The sequence below is a fragment of the Pseudomonas sp. TH39(2020) genome, from assembly GCF_016650715.1.
Lineage (GTDB): Bacteria > Pseudomonadota > Gammaproteobacteria > Pseudomonadales > Pseudomonadaceae > Aquipseudomonas > Aquipseudomonas mandelii_C.
Genome location: NZ_JAEKFF010000003.1, coordinates 168,754 through 189,083, shown reverse-complemented (window position 1 = coordinate 189,083; position 20,330 = coordinate 168,754). Strand labels below are relative to the sequence as shown.

Genomic DNA, 20,330 nt, shown 5'->3' with positions numbered 1-20,330 from the left:
CTCAAGACGGGGCTTCTTCATTCAGCGCCTGATCAGGCAGCCGGTTCCAACTCAGCGCTGACAGCGGCAGCGGCAGCGGCAGCAGTAGGCACTACCGCTTGACCGCTCAACGCCAGATCCAGCAACTCACGGTTGGCCACCGCATACATGGCGTAATCAGTGCCGCTGGCGGCACGGATTTCTACCAGCATGGCGCGCCAGCGTTCGATCATCCCTTCGTGCTCTTCCATCCACAGCTCCAGACGGGTTTCCACGTCCTGGGTGCCGTCGCCCTGTTGCAGGACGGAGATGGTGATCGCACGTTGTTGCCAGTCGACGTCATCGCGGAACGCTTCACGGGCCAGGGCCTGCCAGTTGTTTTCAACCGGCAGAGCGCTGATCTGTTGCAGGTACCAGGTGATGTCCAGCGCGCTGCCCACGGCGAAGTAAGCCTTCGCCACGTCGGCTGCGTTCTGACCGGTCACGTCGGACGCTTCGATGATCGGCAGCAAGGTGTACAGGTGAGTGGTGCCTGCAACCATGCGTGCCAGCAACTCAGGAACGCCAGCCGCAACGTACGCCTGATAACGGGTCTGCCAGCCTTCGCGGGTCGGGCCTTCCAGCAATTCGTCGAGCTTGAGGCCCAGCGCTGCCAGATGTGGACCGAAGTGCGCGACGTCACGGGCAGCATTCTGCTCGTTGCGACGGCTGCGCAGGAACCAGCGCGTAGCGCGACGGCCCAGACGCATCAGCTCGTCCATCAGCTCCAGTTGTACGTCGGCGGAAACCTGGTAGTCCAGGGCTTCGATCTGACGGAACCAGTGCGGGAGGTGGAAGATGTCACGCACGATCACGTAAGCACCGGCCACGTTCGCCGGGCTCATGCCGGTCGACTCTTTGAGTCGTTGAACGAAGGTGATGCCCATGTGGTTGACCAGATCGTTAGCGATCTGGGTGCTGACGATCTCACGCTTCAGACGGTGACGGCGCATGGCGTCGGAGAACTTGCTCACCAGGGTCGGCGGGAAAGCGGTTTCCATGTCGCGCGTCAGGTAATCGTCGTCCGGCACCTGAGAATTGAGCAGCGCTTCCTTGAGGTCGATCTTGCTGTAGGAGATCAGCACCGACAGTTCTGCACGGGTCAGGCCATGGCCTTCCGCGAGGCGCTCGTTGATCGCTTCTTCAGACGGCAGGAACTCGATGGCGCGATCCAGCTTGCCACGGCCTTCCAGATCGTTCATCAGACGCTTGTATTCGGCAATCCGCACGAAGGCACGGCGTGCCGCCAGGGACAGTGCCTGAGTCTGCTTGTAGTTGTTGCCAAGCACCAGGTTGCCGACTTCGTCGGTCATGCTCGCCAGCAACTGGTTACGTTGCTTGTCGGTCATGTCACCGGCATGAACCACTTCGTTCAGCAGGATCTTGATGTTCACTTCGTGGTCGGAGCAGTCCACACCACCGGCGTTGTCGATGAAGTCGGTGTTGGAACCGCCGCCATTGAGGCCGAATTCGACACGACCCAGCTGGGTCATACCGAGGTTACCGCCCTCGCCCACGACTTTGCAGCGCAGTTCGTTGCCGTTCACGCGCAGTGCATCGTTGGCCTTGTCGCCGACATCGGCGTGGCTTTCGCTGCTGGCTTTGACGTAAGTACCGATACCGCCGTTCCACAACAGGTCCACCGGTGCCTTGAGCAAGGCATTCAGCAGTTCGGTCGGGGTCAGCTTGTCAGCCTGAATGTCGAAGCGCTCTTTCATCTGCGGGGAAATCGCGATGCTTTTCGCGCTACGGGAGAAGATCCCGCCGCCTTCGGACATGATGCTGGTGTCGTAGTCCGACCAGGCCGAACGCGGCAGGTCGAACAGGCGCTGACGCTCTGCGAAGCTGTTGGCCGGCTCCGGGTTCGGGTCAATGAAGATGTGCAAGTGGTTGAACGCTGCGACCAGTTGCAGCTTGTCGGACATCAACAAGCCGTTACCGAACACGTCACCGGCCATGTCGCCGACGCCGACCACAGTGATGTTGTCTTCCTGGACATTGATGCCGCGTTCGCGGAAGTGACGTTGAACGCCAACCCACGCGCCCTTGGCGGTGATGCCCATTTTCTTGTGGTCGTAACCGGCCGAGCCGCCCGATGCGAACGCATCGCCGAGCCAGAAGCCGTAGTCGATGGCGATACCGTTGGCGATGTCGGAGAAGGTTGCAGTGCCCTTGTCCGCAGCAACCACCAGGTACGGGTCATCGTCGTCATGACGCACGACGTTGACCGGCGGTACCAGCGCGCCGTCTTTCAGGTTGTCGGTGATGTCCAACAGGCCCGAGATGAAGATGCGGTAGCAGGCGATGCCCTCGGCCGCGATCTCGTCTCGACCGCCACCCAGTGGCAGGCGACGCGGCAGGAAGCCGCCCTTCGCGCCAACCGGCACGATGACCGAGTTCTTCACTTGCTGGGCTTTTACCAGGCCCAGGACTTCAGTGCGGTAGTCTTCTTCACGATCAGACCAGCGCAGACCACCGCGAGCAACGTTGCCGAAGCGCAGGTGCACACCTTCGACGCGTGGCGAGTAAACGAAGATTTCGAACTTCGGTACTGGCTTCGGCAGCTCTGGAATCTGGTGCGGGTTGAACTTGAAGCTGAAGTAGGACTTGTTCTGACCGTGGGAATCGGTCTGGTAGAAGTTGGTCCGCAGGGTGGCCTTGATCAGGTCCAGGTAGCGACGCAGGATCCGGTCTTCGTTCAACACCTGGACGTCGTCCAGTGCGCTCAGAATCGCGTGTTCCAGGCGTTGCTGCTTGTCTTCCAGATCGTCAGTACCGAGCTTGCGGGCCAGGTAGAAACGGGTTTTGAACAACCGGGTCAACTCGCGAGCGATGTCGGTGTGGTTGTTCAGGGTGCTGGCGATGTAACCCAGGTCGAAGCCCAGGCGAATCTGCTTCATGTAACGGGCGTAGGCACGCAGCAGCGCGACATCGCGCCATGGCAGGCCGGCGGTCAGCACCAGCCGGTTGAACGCATCGTTCTCGGCATCGCCGCGCACGATGTGGACGAAAGCGTCCTGCAAGGTGTCGTTAAGTTGCTGGATGTCGAGTTCCAGGCCTTCAGCGGCGGTGAACGCGAAATCGTGAATCCAGAACTCGCGGCCACTGTTGTGACGCAGGCGATACGGAAATTCACCCAGCACGCGCAGCCCAAGGTTTTCCAGGATCGGCAACACGTCGGACAACGCCAGCGGGGTATCAGCGTGATACAGCTTGCAGTGCAGCTCGCGCTGACCGGAGACCTGACCCAGTGGCTGATAGAAGCTCATCACCAGCGGATTGGATTCTTTCAGGCTCAGCAGGTGCTGCATGTCGACCACAGCCGAATGCGCGGCGAAACGCTCGCGGTAACCGGCCGGGAAGCCTTTCGGGAAATCGGCCAACACGTTGGTGCCGTGGGCTTCGCCGAAGCTTTCGACAACCAGGCTCGCGTAGTCGTCCTGCCAGCTGCGGCAGGCCTGTACCACTTCTTTTTCCAGCAGAACCGGGTCGATGTCCAGACGGTTCTTCGGATCGACGCGCAGAATAAGTTGCACGCGGGCCAGCACGGACTCGGAGAAGAAGGTCCAGAACTCGCAGTCCGAGGCTTTCAGGCGATCCATCAGCACTTGCTGGATCTTCTGGCGCACTTCGGTGGAGTAGATGTCGCGCGGCACGTAGGCCAGGCAGTAGCAGAAACGACCATACGGGTCTTTGCGCAGGAACACGCGAATCTTGTTGCGTTCCTGGATCTGCACGATCGACATCACGGTGGTGAACAGCTCGTCCACCGGGGTCTGGAACAGGTCGTCGCGCGGCAGCACTTCAACCACCTGAGCCAGTTCCTTGCCCAAGTGAGCCTTGGCCTGGAAGCCGGAACGGCGTTCGATTTCTTCGACCTTGCGGCGGATGTACGGGATGACCCGCACGCTCTCGCCATACACCGAGGAGGTGTACAGGCCCATGAAACGGCATTCCTTGATGACGTTGCCGTCAGCGTCGATTTCACGGATCGACACGTAATCCGGGTAAGCCGGACGGTGTACACGGCTTGGGTGCGCAGCCTTGGCGAACGACAGCAGGGTCGGTTCGCGCAGGTAGTTCACGGCGTAGTCTTCAATGCGCAGGTCATCGTAGGTCAGGCCGGTGCGCAGCAATTTTGTCAGGCCGAGGAAGGAGCCCTGATCGTAGACGATGTGGCCGCCGTCGGCTTCATCGCGGACCACGAATTCTTCATAGCCCAGGAAGGTGAAGTGGTTGCCCACCAGCCATTCCAGGAAGCTTTTGATTTCGGCTTTTTCTTCCGGATCGACAGCGAACTGGCTGTTGTCCAGGCCGGTGAGGATTTCCTGGACCTTGGCTTTCATCGGTTCGAAATCGGCGACCGCAACGCGGACTTCACCGAGAACCTGTTCCAGTTCCTTGCTCAGGACATTCAGTTCGGCCGAGTTGGCGCAACGGTCGATTTCCAGGTACATCAACGACTCTTGCAGTACGTCGTCGCCCTGGGTGCCTTTCGGCAGGATTTCCAGCAGCTCGCCCTTGCTGCCGCGACGCACGCTCAGCACAGTGGTTTGCAGGGTGTGAATGCTGTAACCGCGACGGTTCAGCTCGGTGCGTACCGAGTCCACCAGAAATGGCAAGTCGTGGTGCAGCACTTCGACCGCGGTGTGAGTCGACTGCCAGCCGTGGCGTTCGTAATCGGGGTTGTAGACGCGCACTTGCGGTTGCGCGTGATCGAAGCGCTCAAGCAGGCGCCACGCAGAAAGGGTACAGCCGGCGAGGTCGGACAACCGACGCTGGGTCAGCTCGTCCAGGGAAATGATGCCGAAAAATTGTTCCGCGAACAGCGCCACTTGTGGCAGTGCCTGTTCACTGATGTGCTGGGCCAGTGCCGCTTGCAGTTGGTGCTGGAAGTCGGCTTTGCTGGCTGCGGTGAAGAACGCCATCTGTGGTACTCCGCTTGGGCTTGTTATTGATGGAAGCGTCGCGTGCAAACCCCTTTCGGGGCGATCCGTCACCCTGTTCCTGATTCTCGGGCAGAGGAAACAGGATGACAGGTGGGTGAAGCTGGACGAGACACTCAGGTCACATTCACCTTCCATGAATGGGCATCTGCAAAAACGACTGGGCAAGGTGCAGCGCAATGTCTTTACAGGTGCTCATCCGTTGCGCAGCTTAACGAGTGCGGCAAGCCCCGTGCTTGCAGCGCTGCGACATATTCGGTCATCGGTACGCAGCTTGCGCCTTGTGCATCGAACAACACTAGCAGCCGCACGGCAAAACGGGGGGTTTAAGCCCGGTTTTGCGGCACATCCGTACCAGAAATGACCAGCAACACCCCAGATGTTCACGACACATCCTCTGACACTCAGGCGAGCAGAAATTCCCGAGGGCTGGCAGAATCGCCCTTTGTTCGTCTTCACAACGCTCGTCGAGCCAGGAATTCCCCATGCAAATGACCACCGCCCTCTTGATCGTCAACCCGTGCGACGACGAAGAAGACAACATGGCCATGCTCTGCTGCCACAGCGATCAGGGCGATATGTTCCTGATGACCCGCTACCCGGACGAGGACGCGCTGGACATCACCCTCGACGGCGAGCCTTCGACGCTGGACGGCGTAAAAGTCACCCTCAGCCCTACCCGCCTGCTGATCGAAATCGCCGCCGCTGACGCTGATGCGCTCAATGGTGATGATTCGCTGGAAATCATTCACAGCACTGATGCGAGCGATCTGCTGGAAGTGGAAGAGACATTGCAGAACATTCTCAAGGGCACCGGTACCTATATCAGCGAGATTTGAGGGTGCCTTGACCGGCCCCTTCGCGAGCAGGCTCGCTCCCACAGGGGATCTCCAGCGGACACAAGATTTGCATCCAGTGCAATTCCAATGTGGGAGCGAGCCTGCTCGCGAAGAGGCCCTATAGTTCACCACCCCGCCCTACCCATACAAATTTCAAACACTTTCGCCAATCATTTCCCGCAGATTGCACAAAATGCCGTTAGTCGCCGCCCCCCGCGATAGATTAAAGTAACGCCCCCAGCCCTGGCGTTATTCGAACGTCTTCGGTCACCCTTTCCAGGAACAGTCATCGATGGAACATCGTGAAGCGCTGCTAGCGCTGCGAACCTTTCTTTCAACGCAGATTCTCGGCCAGGAAAAACTCATCGAGCGCTTGCTCATCGCCTTGCTCGCCGACGGCCACATGCTGGTCGAGGGCGCTCCAGGCCTGGCCAAGACCAAGGCCATCAAAGAACTTGCCGAAGGCATCGAAGCACAGTTCCATCGCATCCAGTTCACCCCCGACCTGTTGCCGGCCGACATCACCGGTACGGAAATCTATCGCCCGGAAACCGGCAGTTTCGTGTTCCAGCAAGGTCCGATCTTCCACAACCTGGTGCTGGCGGACGAAATCAACCGCGCCCCGGCCAAGGTTCAGTCGGCCCTGCTCGAAGCCATGGGCGAGCGCCAGGTCAGCGTCGGGCGCAGCACGTATGAGCTGTCGCCGCTGTTTTTGGTGATGGCCACGCAAAACCCGATCGAGCAGGAAGGCACCTATCCACTGCCCGAAGCGCAGCTCGACCGCTTCCTGATGCACGTAAAAATCGGCTTTCCGGACGCCGCTGTCGAACGACGGATCCTGCAACAGGCCCGTGGCGAAGCGCTGAACGGCGAAACCAAGCCCGAGCGCCGGGTCAGCCAGCAGGCGATTTTTGCCGCGCGCAAGGAAATCCTCGGCTTGTACATGGCCGACGCCGTGGAGGAATACCTGGTGCAACTGGTCATGGCCACGCGCACCCCGGCCAAGTTCGACCCGGAGATGGCCGAGTGGATCGCCTATGGCGCCAGCCCGCGCGGTTCGATTGCCCTCGACCGTTGCGCCCGGGCCCACGCCTGGCTGGCCGGTCGCGACTTCGTCAGCCCGGAAGACATTCAAGCCGTGCTGTTCGACGTACTGCGCCATCGCATCATACTTTCCTTTGAAGCCGAAGCCGCGGGCATCGACCAGGACCGGGTGGTCCAGCGGATTCTCGACGTCGTAGCCGTCGCTTGACCCCGATGAACGCCCTCCTGCCGCCCGAGCCGGGCATCCGTGTCAGCCTCGCCGAGCTGATCGAGATGCGCCATCGCGTGCGTGAAGTGCAACTGTTTTCCACACCGAGCCAGCGCAGCCCGCTGATCGGCCTGCACCACTCCAAACTGCGCGGGCGCGGGGTGGACTTCGATCAGGTGCGGGTCTATCAGGCCGGCGATGACGTGCGGAGCATCGACTGGCGCGTCACCGCCCGCACCCAGGAACCCCACACCAAGCTGTTCCATGAAGAGCGCGAGCGGCCGATTTTCATCATGGTCGAGCAAAGTCGTCGGCTGTTTTTCGGCTCGGGGCTGATGTTCAAATCGGTGCTCGCCGCCCAGGCCGCGAGCCTGATCGGCTGGGCCGCACTGGGTCATAACGATCGGGTCGGCGGACTGGTGTTCGGCAACAACGAGCACTATGAAATCAAGCCACGACGCAGCAAACAGAGCCTGCTGCAATTGCTCAACCGTCTGGTGCGGGTCAATCAGTCGCTGCATACGGAAAACGAGCCCGACCGGGACGCCTTCAACATTGCCCTGCGCCGCGCCCGGGAAGTACTGCGTCCCGGCAGCCTGGTGATCATCATCTGCGACGAACGCGCCCTGACCGAGGGCGCCGAACAACAGCTGAGCCTGTTGTCGCGGCATTGCGATCTATTGCTGCTGCCGGTGTCCGATCCACTGGATCACGCCTTGCCCGCCGCCGGCCTTTTACGCTTCGCCGAACGCGGTGCGCAACTGGAACTCGACACCCTGAACTTCGAGCTGCGCCAGACCTATCGCGCCCAGGCCGAAGCGCGCATCGCTCGCTGGGAATTGCTGGCGCAGAAGCTGCGGGTATTGCTGATGCCCCTGAGTACCCAGAGTGAGATGGTCGAGCAACTGCGCGAGTACCTGAACCCCCAGAAACCGGGGAAAGGCCGATGAGCAGCCTCGATCAACTGCAACCACTGATCTCCCCGCCACCGATCGAATTCTGGCCACCGGCACCGGGCTGGTGGCTATTGCTGGTGTTACTGCCGCTGATCGGTTTCGGTCTGTGGAAGGCAAGGCGCTTCCTTCCGAACAAACGTCCGATCGTGCGCGCCGAACAACCGCTGGACCCGGTGCGCCTTGCCGCCCTGGCAGAACTCGCGCGGATGCCCAAACCCTACGACGGCGCTCCGGCCGGTGCCTGGTTGCAGCAACTCAACGGTTTGCTCAAACGCCTGTGCCGCAACCACTACCCCTACAGCCAGAGCCATACCCTCAATGGGCGCAAATGGCTGGCATTCCTCGACAATCGTTGCCCGGCTGCCGGTCTGACCCGCTGGATGGTGCTGGTCGAAGGCGCCTACAAACCCGAATGCAAACTCGACGACAAGGCCATCGCCGGCCTGACTCAAGCGGTCGATACCTGGATTCGTAAACATGTTTGAGTTCGCCTGGCCGTGGATCTTTTCCCTGTTGCCGCTGCCCTGGCTGATGCGCATCGTGCTGCCTGTCGCCGACAGTGGCGAGCCGGCGCTCAAAGTCAGCTTCCTCAGCGACCTCGAAGGCCTGGCTCGCCGCCGCGCCCGGGCCAACCTGCCGGCCTGGCGCCAACAGGCACCGTTCATTCTGCTGTGGCTGTTGCTACTGATCGCGGCGGCGCGCCCGCAATGGCTTGGCGAACCGCTGCCCATCGCCGCCAGCGGTCGCGATCTGCTGGTAGCGGTCGACGTGTCTGGCTCGATGGATTTCCCCGACATGCAGTGGCAGGACGAAGACGTCAGTCGACTCACACTGGTTCAGCACTTGCTCGGTGACTTCCTTGAAAGTCGCGACGGCGATCGCGTCGGCCTGATCCTGTTCGGCAGCCAGGCCTATCTGCAAGCACCGCTGACGTTCGACCGGCACACGGTGCGCGTGTGGCTCGACGAAGCGCGGATCGGCATCGCCGGCAAGAACACCGCCATCGGCGATGCCATTGGCCTGGCCCTCAAGCGCCTGCGCCAACGCCCGGCACAAAGTCGCGTACTGATTCTGGTCACTGACGGCGCCAACAACGGTGGCCAAATCGACCCGCTCACGGCTGCGCGGCTGGCTGCCAGCGAAGGCGTGAAAATCTACCCGATCGGTATCGGCGCCGATCCGGAGCAAAGCGGCACTTTGGGTTTCCTGGGGGTCAACCCGAGCCTTGACCTCGATGAACCCTCCTTGATGGCGATCGCCGAAGCCACGGGCGGCCAGTATTTTCGCGCCCATGATGACAAGGAGTTGCAAGCGATCAAGGACACCCTCGACAAACTGGAACCGGTGACCCAGCAACCGACTCAGGCTCGCCCGGCACAGGCGTTGTACCACTGGCCTTTGGCGCTGGCGTTGCTGTTGAGCATGCTGTTGGTGGTTCGCGAGCGCTGGCCGGACAACCCGTTGCGGCGACTGTTCACCAAAGATCTTCTGCAAACTCAACTGCCCGACTGGCGCCAGCGGCTTAAACGCCTGCGTCTGCGGAGGCGCCGATGAGTGCACTCTGGCCGTACTTGTTCCGCCCCTGGTGGCTGCTGTTGTTGCCATTGCTTGGCTGGTTGCTCTGGCAACTCTGGCATCGGCAGAAACGCGCCGGGCGCTGGCAGATGATTCTGCCACCGGCCTTCCATGCGGCGTTGCTCAGTGGTGGTAATGGTCGCGACAGCAAATTGCCCTGGGTCATCCTGGGATGTGCCTGGGTGCTGACCGTTCTGGCGTTGCTCGGGCCGAGCTGGGAACGTGTCGAGCAAGCCAGCCAGAAACCCGCCGACCCGCTGGTCGTGGTCCTTGAGCTGACCCCGGAAATGCTCGCCACCGACGTACCACCCAACCGGCTGGAACAGGCCCGGCGCAAGCTGTTCGACCTGCTGGAGCACCGCAGCGATGCCCAGACGGCGATCGTCGTCTACGCCGGCAGCGCTCACACGCTGGTGCCGTTGTCGGATGACCTGTCGACCAGCCGCAATCTATTGGATGCCCTCAAGCCTTCGCTGATGCCCCAAATGGGACATCGCGCCGATCTGGCAGTGACCAAGGCCCTTGCCCTGCTGGAACAGGGCGCCCTCGGTGATGGGCGGATCCTGCTGATCGGTTCGACCTTGACCGAAGAGGAACGCCAAGGAATTCGGCAGGCGCTGGACGGCAAGTCGACACAATTTCTGATGCTCGGTATTGGCACTGCCGAAGGCGCGCCGATCACCCAGGAGGACGGCAGTTTCCTGAAGGACGACCAGGGTGCGATTCTGGTGCCACATCTGGACGAACCCAGCCTGAAAGCCTTTGCCAACGACCTGGACGGACATTATCGCCACGCGCGCCTGGACGATACCGACTTGCGCGCACTCGGCTTGCTCGAGGGACCACGCATGCTGCGCAACGACGGTCAGACCCTGCGCCTCGATACGTGGGCCGATCAGGGTTACTGGCTGTTGTTGCCATTGCTGCTGCTGGCGGCGTGCGCCGGTCGTCGCGGCTGGCTGTTCTGCTTGCCACTGCTGTTTTTGCTGCCACAACCGAGTTATGCCTTCGACTTCAACGATTTGTGGCTGCGACCCGACCAACAGGGTCTGATCTTGCTGAAGCAGAAGCGCCCGGCCGAGGCTGCGCAGCATTTCGAAGATCGACAATGGCAAGGTGTCGCGCTCTACGAGGCAGGCGACTACAGCGGCGCCGCCCAGCGGTTCGCCGAAGGCAGCGACGCCCACGCCCACTACAATCGTGGCAACGCCCTGGCCAAAAGCGGTGAGCTGGAAGCCGCGCTGGATGCCTACGAACAGGCGCTGGAGCGTCAACCGGATTTGCGTCCGGCCCTGACCAACAAGGCGCTGGTGGAAAGTTTGCTCAAGCAGAAAAACACTCCACCGCCCGTTGATTCGGACAAAAACGCCGGCAATGAGACCGAGCCCCCCACGCAAGAACCGCCGCCGGGTGCGGCCACTCAACCGTCGGATAATGGCGAACCGAAAACCGACGACCAACAAGCCACGACGGACGCCGACCAACAGAGCAAAACCCCGTCGAAACCCGGCACCAATGACGTCCCGGGCAGCGAGCTGGGGGATGAAGACAACACCCGACCACCGATGCGCCCGGCCAGCGACAGCATCGATGGTGAACAGCGCCAGGCGCTGGAGCAATGGCTGCGCAAGATCCCGGATGATCCGGGTGAATTGCTCAGACGCAAATTCTGGTACGAACAGCAACAACATCAGGATCAGGGAAAAACTCGATGACCCGCTTCACCACTTTCTTGCTCGCACTGCTGATCTGGACTGTTCAGGCCCAGGCAGCCGGGCTGGTCGCCAGTGTGGATCGCAGTCGCCTGAACAGCGGCGAAACGATTGAACTGACCCTGGAATCCAACGACGTGACCCAGTTCGGCAAGCCTGATCTGACACCACTGGAGCCGTTGTTCGACGTGCGTGGCACCCGTCAGGTCAACCAGTTGACCACCCTGAACGGCGACAACCGTGCGACCACCCGCTGGATCATCACCCTACTGCCTCGGCAGAACGGCAGCGTGGTGATTCCGTCACTGAAACTGGGTGACGTGCAGAGCCAGCCGATCACCGTGCAAGTGGTCGAGACTGAAACCCAGGACAGCCCGAACAAACGGGCCGCGGTATTCATCGACGCCAGCCTCGATCAAAACAGCGTGTACGTACAAGCCCAGGCGATCCTGACCTTGCGCATCTACCATTCGGTGTCGCTGTACGACGACAGCAGCCTGCCCCCTTTGCAAATCCCCGATGTGCGCATCGAGCAACTGGGCGTGGCGCGCACCTACGAGAAAGACATCAATGGCCTGCGCCACGGTGTGATCGAGATGCGCTACGCGATCTACCCGCAACACAGCGGTGAGTTGATCATTCCGCCGCAGATATTCAATGCCGCACTGGTGGACGCACAGCCCGCCCAGGACGCCGCCGCCCAGGCACCGAAATCCGGCAAATTGATGCGGGTCAGCTCCGCCGAGATTCTGCTGACGGTCAAGGCCAAACCCGTCACCTACCCGGCCGACGTGCCATGGCTGCCGGCCCGCAGCCTCAGCCTGAGCGAAAGCTGGAACCCGGAACCGGATCATGCACAGGTGGGTGATTCGTTGACCCGCAGCCTGACGGTAAAGGCTGAGGGTCTGGACAGTTCGCAATTGCCACCGCTGCCCGCCACCGACGTCAACGGCTTGCGGCGCTACCCGGATCAACCGGTGCTGGGCAACCAGAACAGCGAGCGAGGCCTGATCGGCAGTCGCGAAGACCGTGAAGCCCTCGTGCCAACGCGTGCCGGCGCAATCGAGTTGCCAGCGGTTGAAGTGATCTGGTGGAACACCTTCGAGGATCACCTCGACCACAGCAGCCTGCCGGCCCAAACCCTGCCAGTGGCGAATAATCCGAGCCTGATGGTCGACACCCCGGCCGGCACGCCTCAAGTCTTTTCCGCGGCCGACAACGAAGCCCTCTGGTGGTGGAAACTCAGCACCCTGACCCTGGCCTGCACTACCCTGCTGGGCTTCGGTCTCTGGTGGCGCGCCCGCTGGCAACCGGCGATCCTGCGCGCGGCGCAGACCGGCCCGAGCCCGCGCACCGTGCTCGACGATCTCAAGCGCGCCTGTCAGGCCAACGACTCCCACGCCACCCGTCAGGCCCTCGACGCCTGGGCCCGACAACAACCGGAAACCCTGGCCGATATGGCGGCGCGCTTTGTGCCGTTGTCCGACGCCCTCGACGGCTTGAACGGCGCGCTCTACAGCGAAACCGGCCAGCATTGGCAAGGTGAAGATCTGTGGCGGGCGATCAAGGCGATTCCGATTGCCGAGCGGGTTCAGGACCCGGTGGGCGACAGTGGACTGCCGCCGCTTTATCCGAAGTAACTGTCCCTAGCTGTCGAGATGGTACTCGGCGTCCAGATGAATGGCCTGTAAAAAAGCGCTGTCGTGTGAGACGACGATCAATGCCCCTTGGTACTGATTGAGCATCTGCTCCAGCGCGAATCGACTGGGCAGGTCCAAATGGTTGTCCGGTTCGTCCAGCAACAGCAATTGCGGTGGTCGCTGTGCATATAGCTGCGCAGCCAGTGCTATTTTCAGGCGTTCACCACCGCTTAGCTGGCAGGTCTTGAGCATCGCACGATTCGCATCAATTCCCATCTGGGCCAGGCGGGTTCGCGCCTCGGCTTCGGGCAACTCCGGATTACTCTCGTAGAGCCATTGCACCGCCGTGCGTTCGGGGTACTGTAATCCGGCGTGTTGATCCAGCCAGCCAACATGGCAACTGCGGATGAGTTCGCCTTCGCGCACCGGCAGTTGGCCGGCGATAACTCGCAACAGGGTCGACTTGCCGCTGCCATTGGCGCCCAGGATTGCCATGCGCATAGGCCCCGTCAGCGTCAGATTGACCGGGGCCGCGTAACCGAACGGCAGCACTACGTCATTGAGCTGCAATATCAGCTTGCCATTGGGCACTACGCTTTCCGGAGACAACATCATGCGTTGAATGTCCGGCGCACACCGCGCACGGGCCTCGGCGATCCGTTGTTGCTGCTGCTCCCGGGCCACCTGTTGATTGAGGCGCAATTTTCCCTGACTGTTTTCACTGCGCTCTTTCTGGGCGTTTGTGATCAGCTTGGTCTGATTGCCGTCACGGGCCTGACGGTCGCCGCGCGCATTACGCCGTTGCTGACGCTCCATCTGCACGGCCATCTCACGTTGCTCACGCTTGGCCTGCGCCCGCTCCCCTTGCAATGCCGACTGGAACGACTGCTGTTCTTGCTCGCGCGCCGCCGCATACTGACTGTAGTTGCCGCCATAAACCGCCAGGCCCAAGGGCGAAAGCTCGACAATTTCGTTCACGTGCTCCAGAAGGCCCCGGTCGTGGCTGATCAACACCAGGCCGTTGGGCCAGCGATCGATCTGCTGCGCAAGCTTGTGTTGCTGATCAATATCCAGGTGGTTGCTGGGCTCATCCAAAATGAGCCAGTCGGCTCTGGATAACCACGCCCCCAGCAGCGCCACCCGTTGCCGTTCGCCACCACTGAGTGCGTCGGTGCGCGCGTCGGCATTCAAATGACCCAGGCCGATCTGCTGCAGTTCCGCCTCAAGGCGTGTGGCGCAATCCCATTGGTCGACAGCCAGCGAATGGTCGTCATCGTCGACGCTGCCTTGGGCAATGCGATCCAGCGCCGCCAGAATAGGGGCGACCCCGGCCAGCGCGGCAACGCTGGGATAGCGCTCGGGTTCCAGTAACTGCGCCACGGCGTAAACCCGCCCTTCGCGACGGACGATGCCACTGGTGGGCAGTTGCTCCCCCGTCAGGAGCCGGTCAAGCAAGGACTTGCCACAGCCATTGGCGCCCACGATTCCCGTGGCCTTGGTACTGAAGGTGTGGTTCAAGTGATCGAACAGAACGCGCCCGTCGGGCAGGTTGAACGACACTTGATCAAGTTGAAGTAACCGTTGGGTCATGACGCCTCCTTAAACATTAAAACTCCCTGATGCTTCGCAACAGCGTTCGACTGCCCTCTACCATACTGAAGCTGTACCACCCAATCGACAGGCAATCTTTCAAGGCTTTCAGCATCCCCGGTCTTTTGCCAGTAAACTCCCTCCCCTTTAGCCGCCATCATTTTCCTCGCGGCCATCACTTATTTCCTACGGAGTTCACCTTGCGTCTGTTTCACACCTCCGACTGGCACCTCGGGCAGAACCTGCACGGCCAGGAGCGCGATTTCGAACACGCCTGCTTTCTCGAATGGCTGTTGCGCCAGCTGAAGCTGGACCAGCCTGATGTGCTGCTGATCGCCGGCGATATCTTCGACACGGTCAATCCGCCGGTCAAAGCCCAGGAACGGCTCTACGATTTCATCGTCAGCGCCCATGAACAACAGCCGAAGCTGACCATCGTGATGATCGCCGGCAACCACGATTCCGGCTCGCGCATTGAACTGCCCGCGCCGTTGATGCGGCGTTTGCGCACGCATGCGCTGGGCCGTGTGCTGTGGCTGGATGACGGTCAACTCGACGCCGAGCGCCTGCTGCTGCCATTGCCGGATGCCAAAGGCAAAACCGTCGCCTGGTGCCTGGCGCTGCCGTTCCTGCGCCCCGCCGAAGTGACCGGCGCGCATTTGGGTGACAACTACCTGCGCGGCATCGGTCAGGTTCACGAATGGCTGATCGAAGCCGCCAATGCCAAGCGCAAATCGGGCCAGGCCCTGATCGCCATCAGCCACGCGCACATGGCCGGCGGATCGGTCTCGGAAGACTCCGAACGCAGCCTGATCATCGGTAACGCCGAAGCGCTGCCCGCCAGCCTGTTCGGGCCGAGCATCAGTTACGTCGCCCTCGGTCATTTGCACAAGCCGCAGAAGGTCAATGGCGAAGAGCGCATCCGCTACAGCGGCTCGCCGATTCCTTTGTCGTTCTCCGAGATCGGCTATCAGCACCAGATTCTCGACATCAAACTCGAGGGCGAAACCCTGGTCAGCGTCGAACCCAAACTGATCCCCCGGGCGGTGAATCTGCAACGCATCGGTCCCGCGCCATTGGCCGAAATCCTGCTGCAATTGGCCGACTTACCGAACATCGACCTGCTGGCCGATATCCAGCGCCAGCCGTGGCTGGAAGTTCGGGTGCGCCTCGATGAGCCGCAACCCGACTTGCGTTATCAAGTGGAAACCGCCCTGCAAGGCAAAGCCGTGCGTCTGGTGCGGATCGCCGCTGAATACGCCGGCAATGGCAGTCGCGATGGCGTCGATGACGGCACGACCTTGATTGAACTCGACCAGCTCTCACCCCAGGAACTGTTCAGCCGCGCCTGGCAGGACAACTACGGCAGCGAGGTCGACGAGCAAACCCTCAAGGACTTCGCCGAGCTGTTGCAAGACGTGCAGATGGAGAGCGAACAACCATGAAGATCCTCGCGATCCGCCTGAAAAACCTCGCCTCACTGGCCGGGCCTTTTGAAATCGACTTTACCGCTGAGCCGTTGGCCAGCGCCGGTCTGTTCGCGATCACCGGGCCGACCGGCGCCGGTAAAAGCACCTTGCTCGACGCCTTGTGTCTGGCGCTGTTCGGTGCTGTGCCTCGGCTTAGCAATGCTCAGGTGTCTGCCAAAGCGCCAGACGCCGACGGCGAGATCAGCACCGGCGACCCCCGCACGCTGCTGCGTCGCGGCACGGGTGAAGGTTATGCCGAAGTCGATTTCGTTGGCATCGATGGCCGACGCTACCGCGCTCGCTGGGAAGCTAACCGCGCCCGCGAGAAGGCCGGCGGCAAGCTGCAAGCCAGCCGTCAGAGTTTGCGCGACATCGATCTGGATCAACTGCTGGCCAGTCAGAAAGTTGAATTCAAAATCCAGCTCGAATCCGTACTGGGCCTGAACTTCGAGCAATTCACCCGCGCGGTGCTGCTGGCCCAGAGTGAATTCAGTGCTTTTCTCAAGGCTAACGACAACGAACGTAGCGAACTGCTGGAAAAACTCACCGACACCGCGCTCTATACGCGCCTCGGTCGCCGGGCTTTCGACAAAACCAAAGAAGCTCGCGATACCCACAAGCTGCTGCAGGACCAGGCCACCGGCGTGACGCCGTTGTCGCCAGAAGCTCGGGCAGAGCTCGATGAACGCTTCAGCGAGGCGCAGCAACAACTCAAGACCCAGCAAGCGCAACTCAAGCAATTGGAGCTGCAACACACCTGGCTCAAGGACCTGCGTCAATTGCAGGACGAGCAGCAGAGCGCCACCGAGCAGTTGCAATCAGCCCAGCAGCGTTGGGAAGTTCTGGCCGGCGAACGTTTGAAGCTGACTCGCCTGGAGCAACTGGCCCCGCAACGCCACCAGTTCGCCCGCAAAACAGAACTCACTGCCCAGCTCACACCGCTGGCCGCGCAGATTCAGCAGCACACCCAACAGCAAACCGACCTGAATGAGCGCCAGGCGCAACTCGAACACAGCCTGAGCGCTGCGCAGACTGCACGGGACGACGCCCAAGGCCAACACGCCTCCAGCGCTCCGTTGCTGCGTCAGGCCTTCGAAGAGCAAAGCACCCTCGCTCGCCTGGTCAAGGACGCCAGTCTCAGTGCCGATCTCAAGCAGCAGGCGGAATTGGCCTGCACTCAGGGCCAAAACACGATCCAAGGCTTGCTGGACCAACAGAAACAGGTCGCCGAACGTTTGCAGCGGATTGCCGGGGAGCTTGAGCAAAGCACTCCTCTGGCGCCGTTGAGCAACGCCTGGAACGCCTACCGTGATCGCCTGCAACAGCTGATGCTGATCGGCAATCGCCTGAACAAGGGCCAGGCTGAACTGGCCGCCCTGGAACAAAGCGCCGCTCGCGCTGCCGAGGATCTGTCCACTCAGCGCCAGAGCCTTGAAGTGCTGTACAAGGAGGTCGGCGCCGAACCGGAAGCGGTGGCCGAGCAGATCCAGATTCTAGGGAGTCTGTTGCAGGATAACCGCAAGCAGCAGCGGGCCTTTGAAGAGCTGACACGCCTGTGGGCCAGTCAGCAGGAACTGGACAAGCGCGCGTCCGAACTCCAGCAGCGCCAGCTGACCGCTCAGCAAGAACGAGAACGTCTGACTCAGGACGGTGTAAAAACCAAGAACGAATTGGTCGTTGCCGAACAGACCCTGACCGTCACCCGCGAACTGCTGGAACGCCAGCGCCTGGCCCGCAGCGCCAGCGTCGAAGAACTGCGCGAGCAGTTGCAGGACGATCAGCCGTGCCCGGTCTGTGGCAGCCCCGACCATCCTTATCATCAGCCCGAAGCACTGCTGCAGAGCCTTGGTCGACATGATGAAAGCGAACAGGCCAACGCCCAGAAAGCCGTCGACCTGTTGAAAGAAAAACTCACTGAACTGCGTGGTGAAGTGGGCGGTGTGATTGCTCAGCAAAAGGAGTTGCTGCAACAGCAAGAACACCTCGCGACTCAGCAACAGAGCCTGGCACCGAGCCTTGAAGCACATCCGTTATCTGCGCAGCTGCTCACGCAGGATGCGCTCAAACGCGATGCCTGGCTGACGCAGCAAAGCAGTCAGCTAAACCAGAGCATCACTCAGGACGAACAACGGCAAACCGCCCTGCTCACCCTGCAACAGGACGCCGCGCGCCTTCAACAGCAATTGCGTAGCGCCGAAGCGGCGAGCCAGCAAGCTGCCCAGCACCTGGCCAACCAGCAACGTGAATTGAGCAGTGATCGCCAGCGCCTGGACGAGGAGTTGACGGCGTTCAGCACCCTGCTCCCGGCCGATACGCTGCAAGCGCTGCGCAACGAACCGGCCGCGACCTTCATGCAACTGGACCGGCAGATCACCCAACGTCTGGAACAACTCGATCAGCAACGCGATGAGCTCAGCGAACAGCAACAACGGCAACAGACGCTGGAGAAAGAACAGGACCGCCAACTCACTCGCCTCCAGCAGTTGGAAACGGCCCGCCAGCAGTTCACCGCCCTCGCCGACCAGCAACAGGCCTGCCAGCAAAAACTCACGCAATTGCTCGGCAAACACGCCAGCGCCGAGCAATGGCAGCAGCAACTGGATCAAGCCGTCGAACAGGCGCGCAATGCCGAAGCCACGGCCAATCAGGAACTGCAAACCGTGCGCACGCGGCTGGTGCAGCTGGGCGCCGAACTCAAGGCGCAGCAAGAACGCTCCCAGGCACTGGACACCGAAGATCGCGAGCTGAGCGGCAAGATTGCCGACTGGCGTGCATTGCATCCGGAACTGGATGACGGTGGTCTGGAAGATCTACTGACTGTCGACGACCAGCAGGTCAGCGAGCTGCGTCAGCAATTGCAGCAAAGCGAAAAAGCCATCGAACAGACCAAGGTTCTGTTGCAGGAACGCGATCAGCGTCTGCTCAATCATCAAGCACAGCACAACGGCAATCTCGACACCGAACAGCTGGCAACAGCGCTTGCCGAGTTGCAAAACCTGTTCACCGCCAGCGAACACCGTTGCGCCGAACTGCGCGCCGAACAGGCCGAAGATCAGCGCCGGCAAAACGCCAATCAGGCCCTCGCTCAGCAGATCGCCGACGCCTACACCGAATACCAGCGCTGGGCACGTTTGAATGCACTGATCGGTTCGGCCACGGGCGACACCTTCCGCAAGATCGCCCAAGCCTACAACCTCGACCTGCTGGTGCATCACGCCAACGTTCAGTTGCGGCAACTGGTGCGGCGCTATCGCCTCAAACGTGGCGGCAGCATGCTCGGGTTGTTGGTGATGGACACCGAGATGGGTGATGAACTGCGTTCGGTGCATTCGTTGTCCGGCGGCGAGACGTTCCTGGTGTCGCTGGCCCTGGCCTTGGGCCTGGCATCAATGGCATCGAGCACGCTGAAAATCGAATCGTTGTTCATCGACGAAGGCTTCGGCAGCCTCGATCCGGAATCCCTGCAACTGGCCATGGATGCTCTCGACGGCTTGCAGGCGCAGGGACGAAAAGTCGCGGTGATTTCACACGTGCAGGAAATGCATGAACGGATTCCGGTGCAGATTCAGGTCCGCCGTCAGGGCAACGGCCTGAGTACGCTGGAGGTGAAATGACTACGCTGTATTCTTTCCGCCGCTGCCCCTATGCGATGCGGGCGCGCATGGCCCTGCGCTACTGCGGCATAACGGTGAATATTGTCGAGGTCAGTCTGAAGGCCAAACCTGCCGAAATGCTGGCACTGTCGAGCAAAGGCACCGTGCCGGTGCTGAGCATCGACGGTCAGGTGATCGATGAAAGCCTGGCGATCATGCACTGGGCGTTGGCGCAGAGCGATCCGCAGGATTGGTTGCTCAAAGATGATCCTGTCGGGCAGCAACTCATCGCTGGGCTGATCGAAGAAAACGATCAGGTGTTCAAGGTGCATCTGAATCGCTACAAGTACGCCGAGCGATACCCCGAGCAGCCAATGGCGTTTTATCGCGCCGAGGGTGAAGTGTTTTTGCGCAGGCTCGATGAGTTGCTGGAGGGACGCGACTACTTGCTGGCCGCGCATCCGAGCCTGGCGGATGTGGCGCTGATGCCGTTCGTGCGGCAATTCGCCCATGTGGATCGCGAGTGGTTCGGGCAGTCGCCCTATCACCGTTTGCAGGCCTGGTTGCAGCGGTTTCTGGAGTCGGAGTTGTTTATTGGCGTAATGGTCAAGTAGCCGCACCGCCCCTGTAGCAGCTGGCGAAGCCTGCGTTCGGTTCGGGCCGCGTTCGGACGCAGCAGTCGCAAATCCGTTATGTCAGATTTATCTGGAAGACCGCGTGCTCTGGTTTCACGACTGCTG

Annotated in this window: 12 protein-coding genes; 10 read left to right on the top strand and 2 right to left on the bottom strand. The window is 61.1% G+C overall.

Going from position 1 to position 20,330, the window contains the following annotated elements:
• Positions 1-32 precede the first annotated feature (32 nt).
• Complete coding sequence (locus JFU47_RS03300; protein ID WP_201180826.1) at positions 33-4,946, bottom strand: NAD-glutamate dehydrogenase; 4,914 nt, start codon at positions 4,944-4,946, stop codon at positions 33-35.
• Positions 4,947-5,449: 503 nt separating this feature from the next.
• Here JFU47_RS03300 and JFU47_RS03295 point away from each other — a divergent pair.
• The 7 genes from JFU47_RS03295 to JFU47_RS03265 all read left to right on the top strand — a co-directional run bounded on the left by JFU47_RS03295 (position 5,450) and on the right by JFU47_RS03265 (position 12,938).
• The gene (locus JFU47_RS03295; RefSeq protein ID WP_140679004.1) at positions 5,450-5,803 is read left to right on the top strand and encodes a hypothetical protein; all 354 of its coding nucleotides are present in this window, start codon (positions 5,450-5,452) and stop codon (positions 5,801-5,803) included.
• Positions 5,804-6,095: 292 nt separating this feature from the next.
• Positions 6,096-7,055, top strand: coding sequence for an AAA family ATPase (locus JFU47_RS03290; RefSeq protein WP_008150800.1), 960 nt, complete (start codon positions 6,096-6,098; stop codon positions 7,053-7,055).
• Between the two features lie 5 nt (positions 7,056-7,060).
• On the top strand, positions 7,061-8,005 hold the full coding sequence (locus JFU47_RS03285) for a DUF58 domain-containing protein (protein ID WP_140679006.1): 945 nt from the start codon (positions 7,061-7,063) through the stop codon (positions 8,003-8,005).
• Positions 8,002-8,496, top strand: coding sequence for a DUF4381 domain-containing protein (locus JFU47_RS03280; RefSeq protein WP_140894489.1), 495 nt, complete (start codon positions 8,002-8,004; stop codon positions 8,494-8,496). The genes JFU47_RS03285 and JFU47_RS03280 overlap by 4 nt, the downstream gene beginning before the upstream one ends.
• Positions 8,489-9,565, top strand: a complete 1,077-nt coding sequence (locus JFU47_RS03275) for a vWA domain-containing protein (protein WP_123364149.1) — start codon at positions 8,489-8,491, stop codon at positions 9,563-9,565. Before JFU47_RS03280 ends, JFU47_RS03275 begins: the two co-directional genes overlap by 8 nt.
• Positions 9,562-11,301, top strand: coding sequence for a tetratricopeptide repeat protein (locus tag JFU47_RS03270; protein ID WP_201180818.1), 1,740 nt, complete (start codon positions 9,562-9,564; stop codon positions 11,299-11,301). Before JFU47_RS03275 ends, JFU47_RS03270 begins: the two co-directional genes overlap by 4 nt.
• The gene (locus JFU47_RS03265) at positions 11,298-12,938 is read left to right on the top strand and encodes a BatD family protein (RefSeq protein WP_201180808.1); all 1,641 of its coding nucleotides are present in this window, start codon (positions 11,298-11,300) and stop codon (positions 12,936-12,938) included. Before JFU47_RS03270 ends, JFU47_RS03265 begins: the two co-directional genes overlap by 4 nt.
• 6 nt (positions 12,939-12,944) lie before the next feature.
• On the opposite strand, the gene JFU47_RS03260 is transcribed toward JFU47_RS03265, so the two are convergent.
• Positions 12,945-14,528, bottom strand: a complete 1,584-nt coding sequence (locus tag JFU47_RS03260) for an ABC-F family ATP-binding cassette domain-containing protein (protein WP_201180799.1) — start codon at positions 14,526-14,528, stop codon at positions 12,945-12,947.
• Positions 14,529-14,728: 200 nt separating this feature from the next.
• Here JFU47_RS03260 and JFU47_RS03255 point away from each other — a divergent pair, with 200 nt between their 5' ends.
• From JFU47_RS03255 to JFU47_RS03245, 3 genes are read left to right on the top strand one after another with little or no spacing between them, the layout of a single operon-like run.
• Positions 14,729-15,973, top strand: coding sequence for an exonuclease SbcCD subunit D C-terminal domain-containing protein (locus tag JFU47_RS03255; RefSeq protein ID WP_201180796.1), 1,245 nt, complete (start codon positions 14,729-14,731; stop codon positions 15,971-15,973).
• Positions 15,970-19,611: an AAA family ATPase gene (locus JFU47_RS03250; RefSeq protein WP_201180793.1), complete on the top strand. Its 3,642-nt coding sequence runs from the start codon at positions 15,970-15,972 to the stop codon at positions 19,609-19,611. Before JFU47_RS03255 ends, JFU47_RS03250 begins: the two co-directional genes overlap by 4 nt.
• Positions 19,608-20,204 (top strand): glutathione S-transferase, encoded by a 597-nt coding sequence (locus tag JFU47_RS03245; protein WP_201180791.1) that lies wholly within the window; start codon positions 19,608-19,610, stop codon positions 20,202-20,204. The genes JFU47_RS03250 and JFU47_RS03245 overlap by 4 nt, the downstream gene beginning before the upstream one ends.
• The last annotated feature ends 126 nt before the right edge of the window (positions 20,205-20,330 follow it).

What these genes read in the sequence shown, in the direction of transcription:
- JFU47_RS03300 (WP_201180826.1), bottom strand. Translation starts at nt 4,946, where the DNA reads ATGGCGTTCTTCACCGCAGCCAGCAAAGCCGACTTCCAGCACCAACTG.
- JFU47_RS03295 (WP_140679004.1), top strand. Translation starts at nt 5,450, where the DNA reads ATGCAAATGACCACCGCCCTCTTGATCGTCAACCCGTGCGACGACGAA.
- JFU47_RS03290 (WP_008150800.1), top strand. Translation starts at nt 6,096, where the DNA reads ATGGAACATCGTGAAGCGCTGCTAGCGCTGCGAACCTTTCTTTCAACG.
- JFU47_RS03285 (WP_140679006.1), top strand. Translation starts at nt 7,061, where the DNA reads ATGAACGCCCTCCTGCCGCCCGAGCCGGGCATCCGTGTCAGCCTCGCC.
- JFU47_RS03280 (WP_140894489.1), top strand. Translation starts at nt 8,002, where the DNA reads ATGAGCAGCCTCGATCAACTGCAACCACTGATCTCCCCGCCACCGATC.
- JFU47_RS03275 (WP_123364149.1), top strand. Translation starts at nt 8,489, where the DNA reads ATGTTTGAGTTCGCCTGGCCGTGGATCTTTTCCCTGTTGCCGCTGCCC.
- JFU47_RS03270 (WP_201180818.1), top strand. Translation starts at nt 9,562, where the DNA reads ATGAGTGCACTCTGGCCGTACTTGTTCCGCCCCTGGTGGCTGCTGTTG.
- JFU47_RS03265 (WP_201180808.1), top strand. Translation starts at nt 11,298, where the DNA reads ATGACCCGCTTCACCACTTTCTTGCTCGCACTGCTGATCTGGACTGTT.
- JFU47_RS03260 (WP_201180799.1), bottom strand. Translation starts at nt 14,528, where the DNA reads ATGACCCAACGGTTACTTCAACTTGATCAAGTGTCGTTCAACCTGCCC.
- JFU47_RS03250 (WP_201180793.1), top strand. Translation starts at nt 15,970, where the DNA reads ATGAAGATCCTCGCGATCCGCCTGAAAAACCTCGCCTCACTGGCCGGG.
- JFU47_RS03245 (WP_201180791.1), top strand. Translation starts at nt 19,608, where the DNA reads ATGACTACGCTGTATTCTTTCCGCCGCTGCCCCTATGCGATGCGGGCG.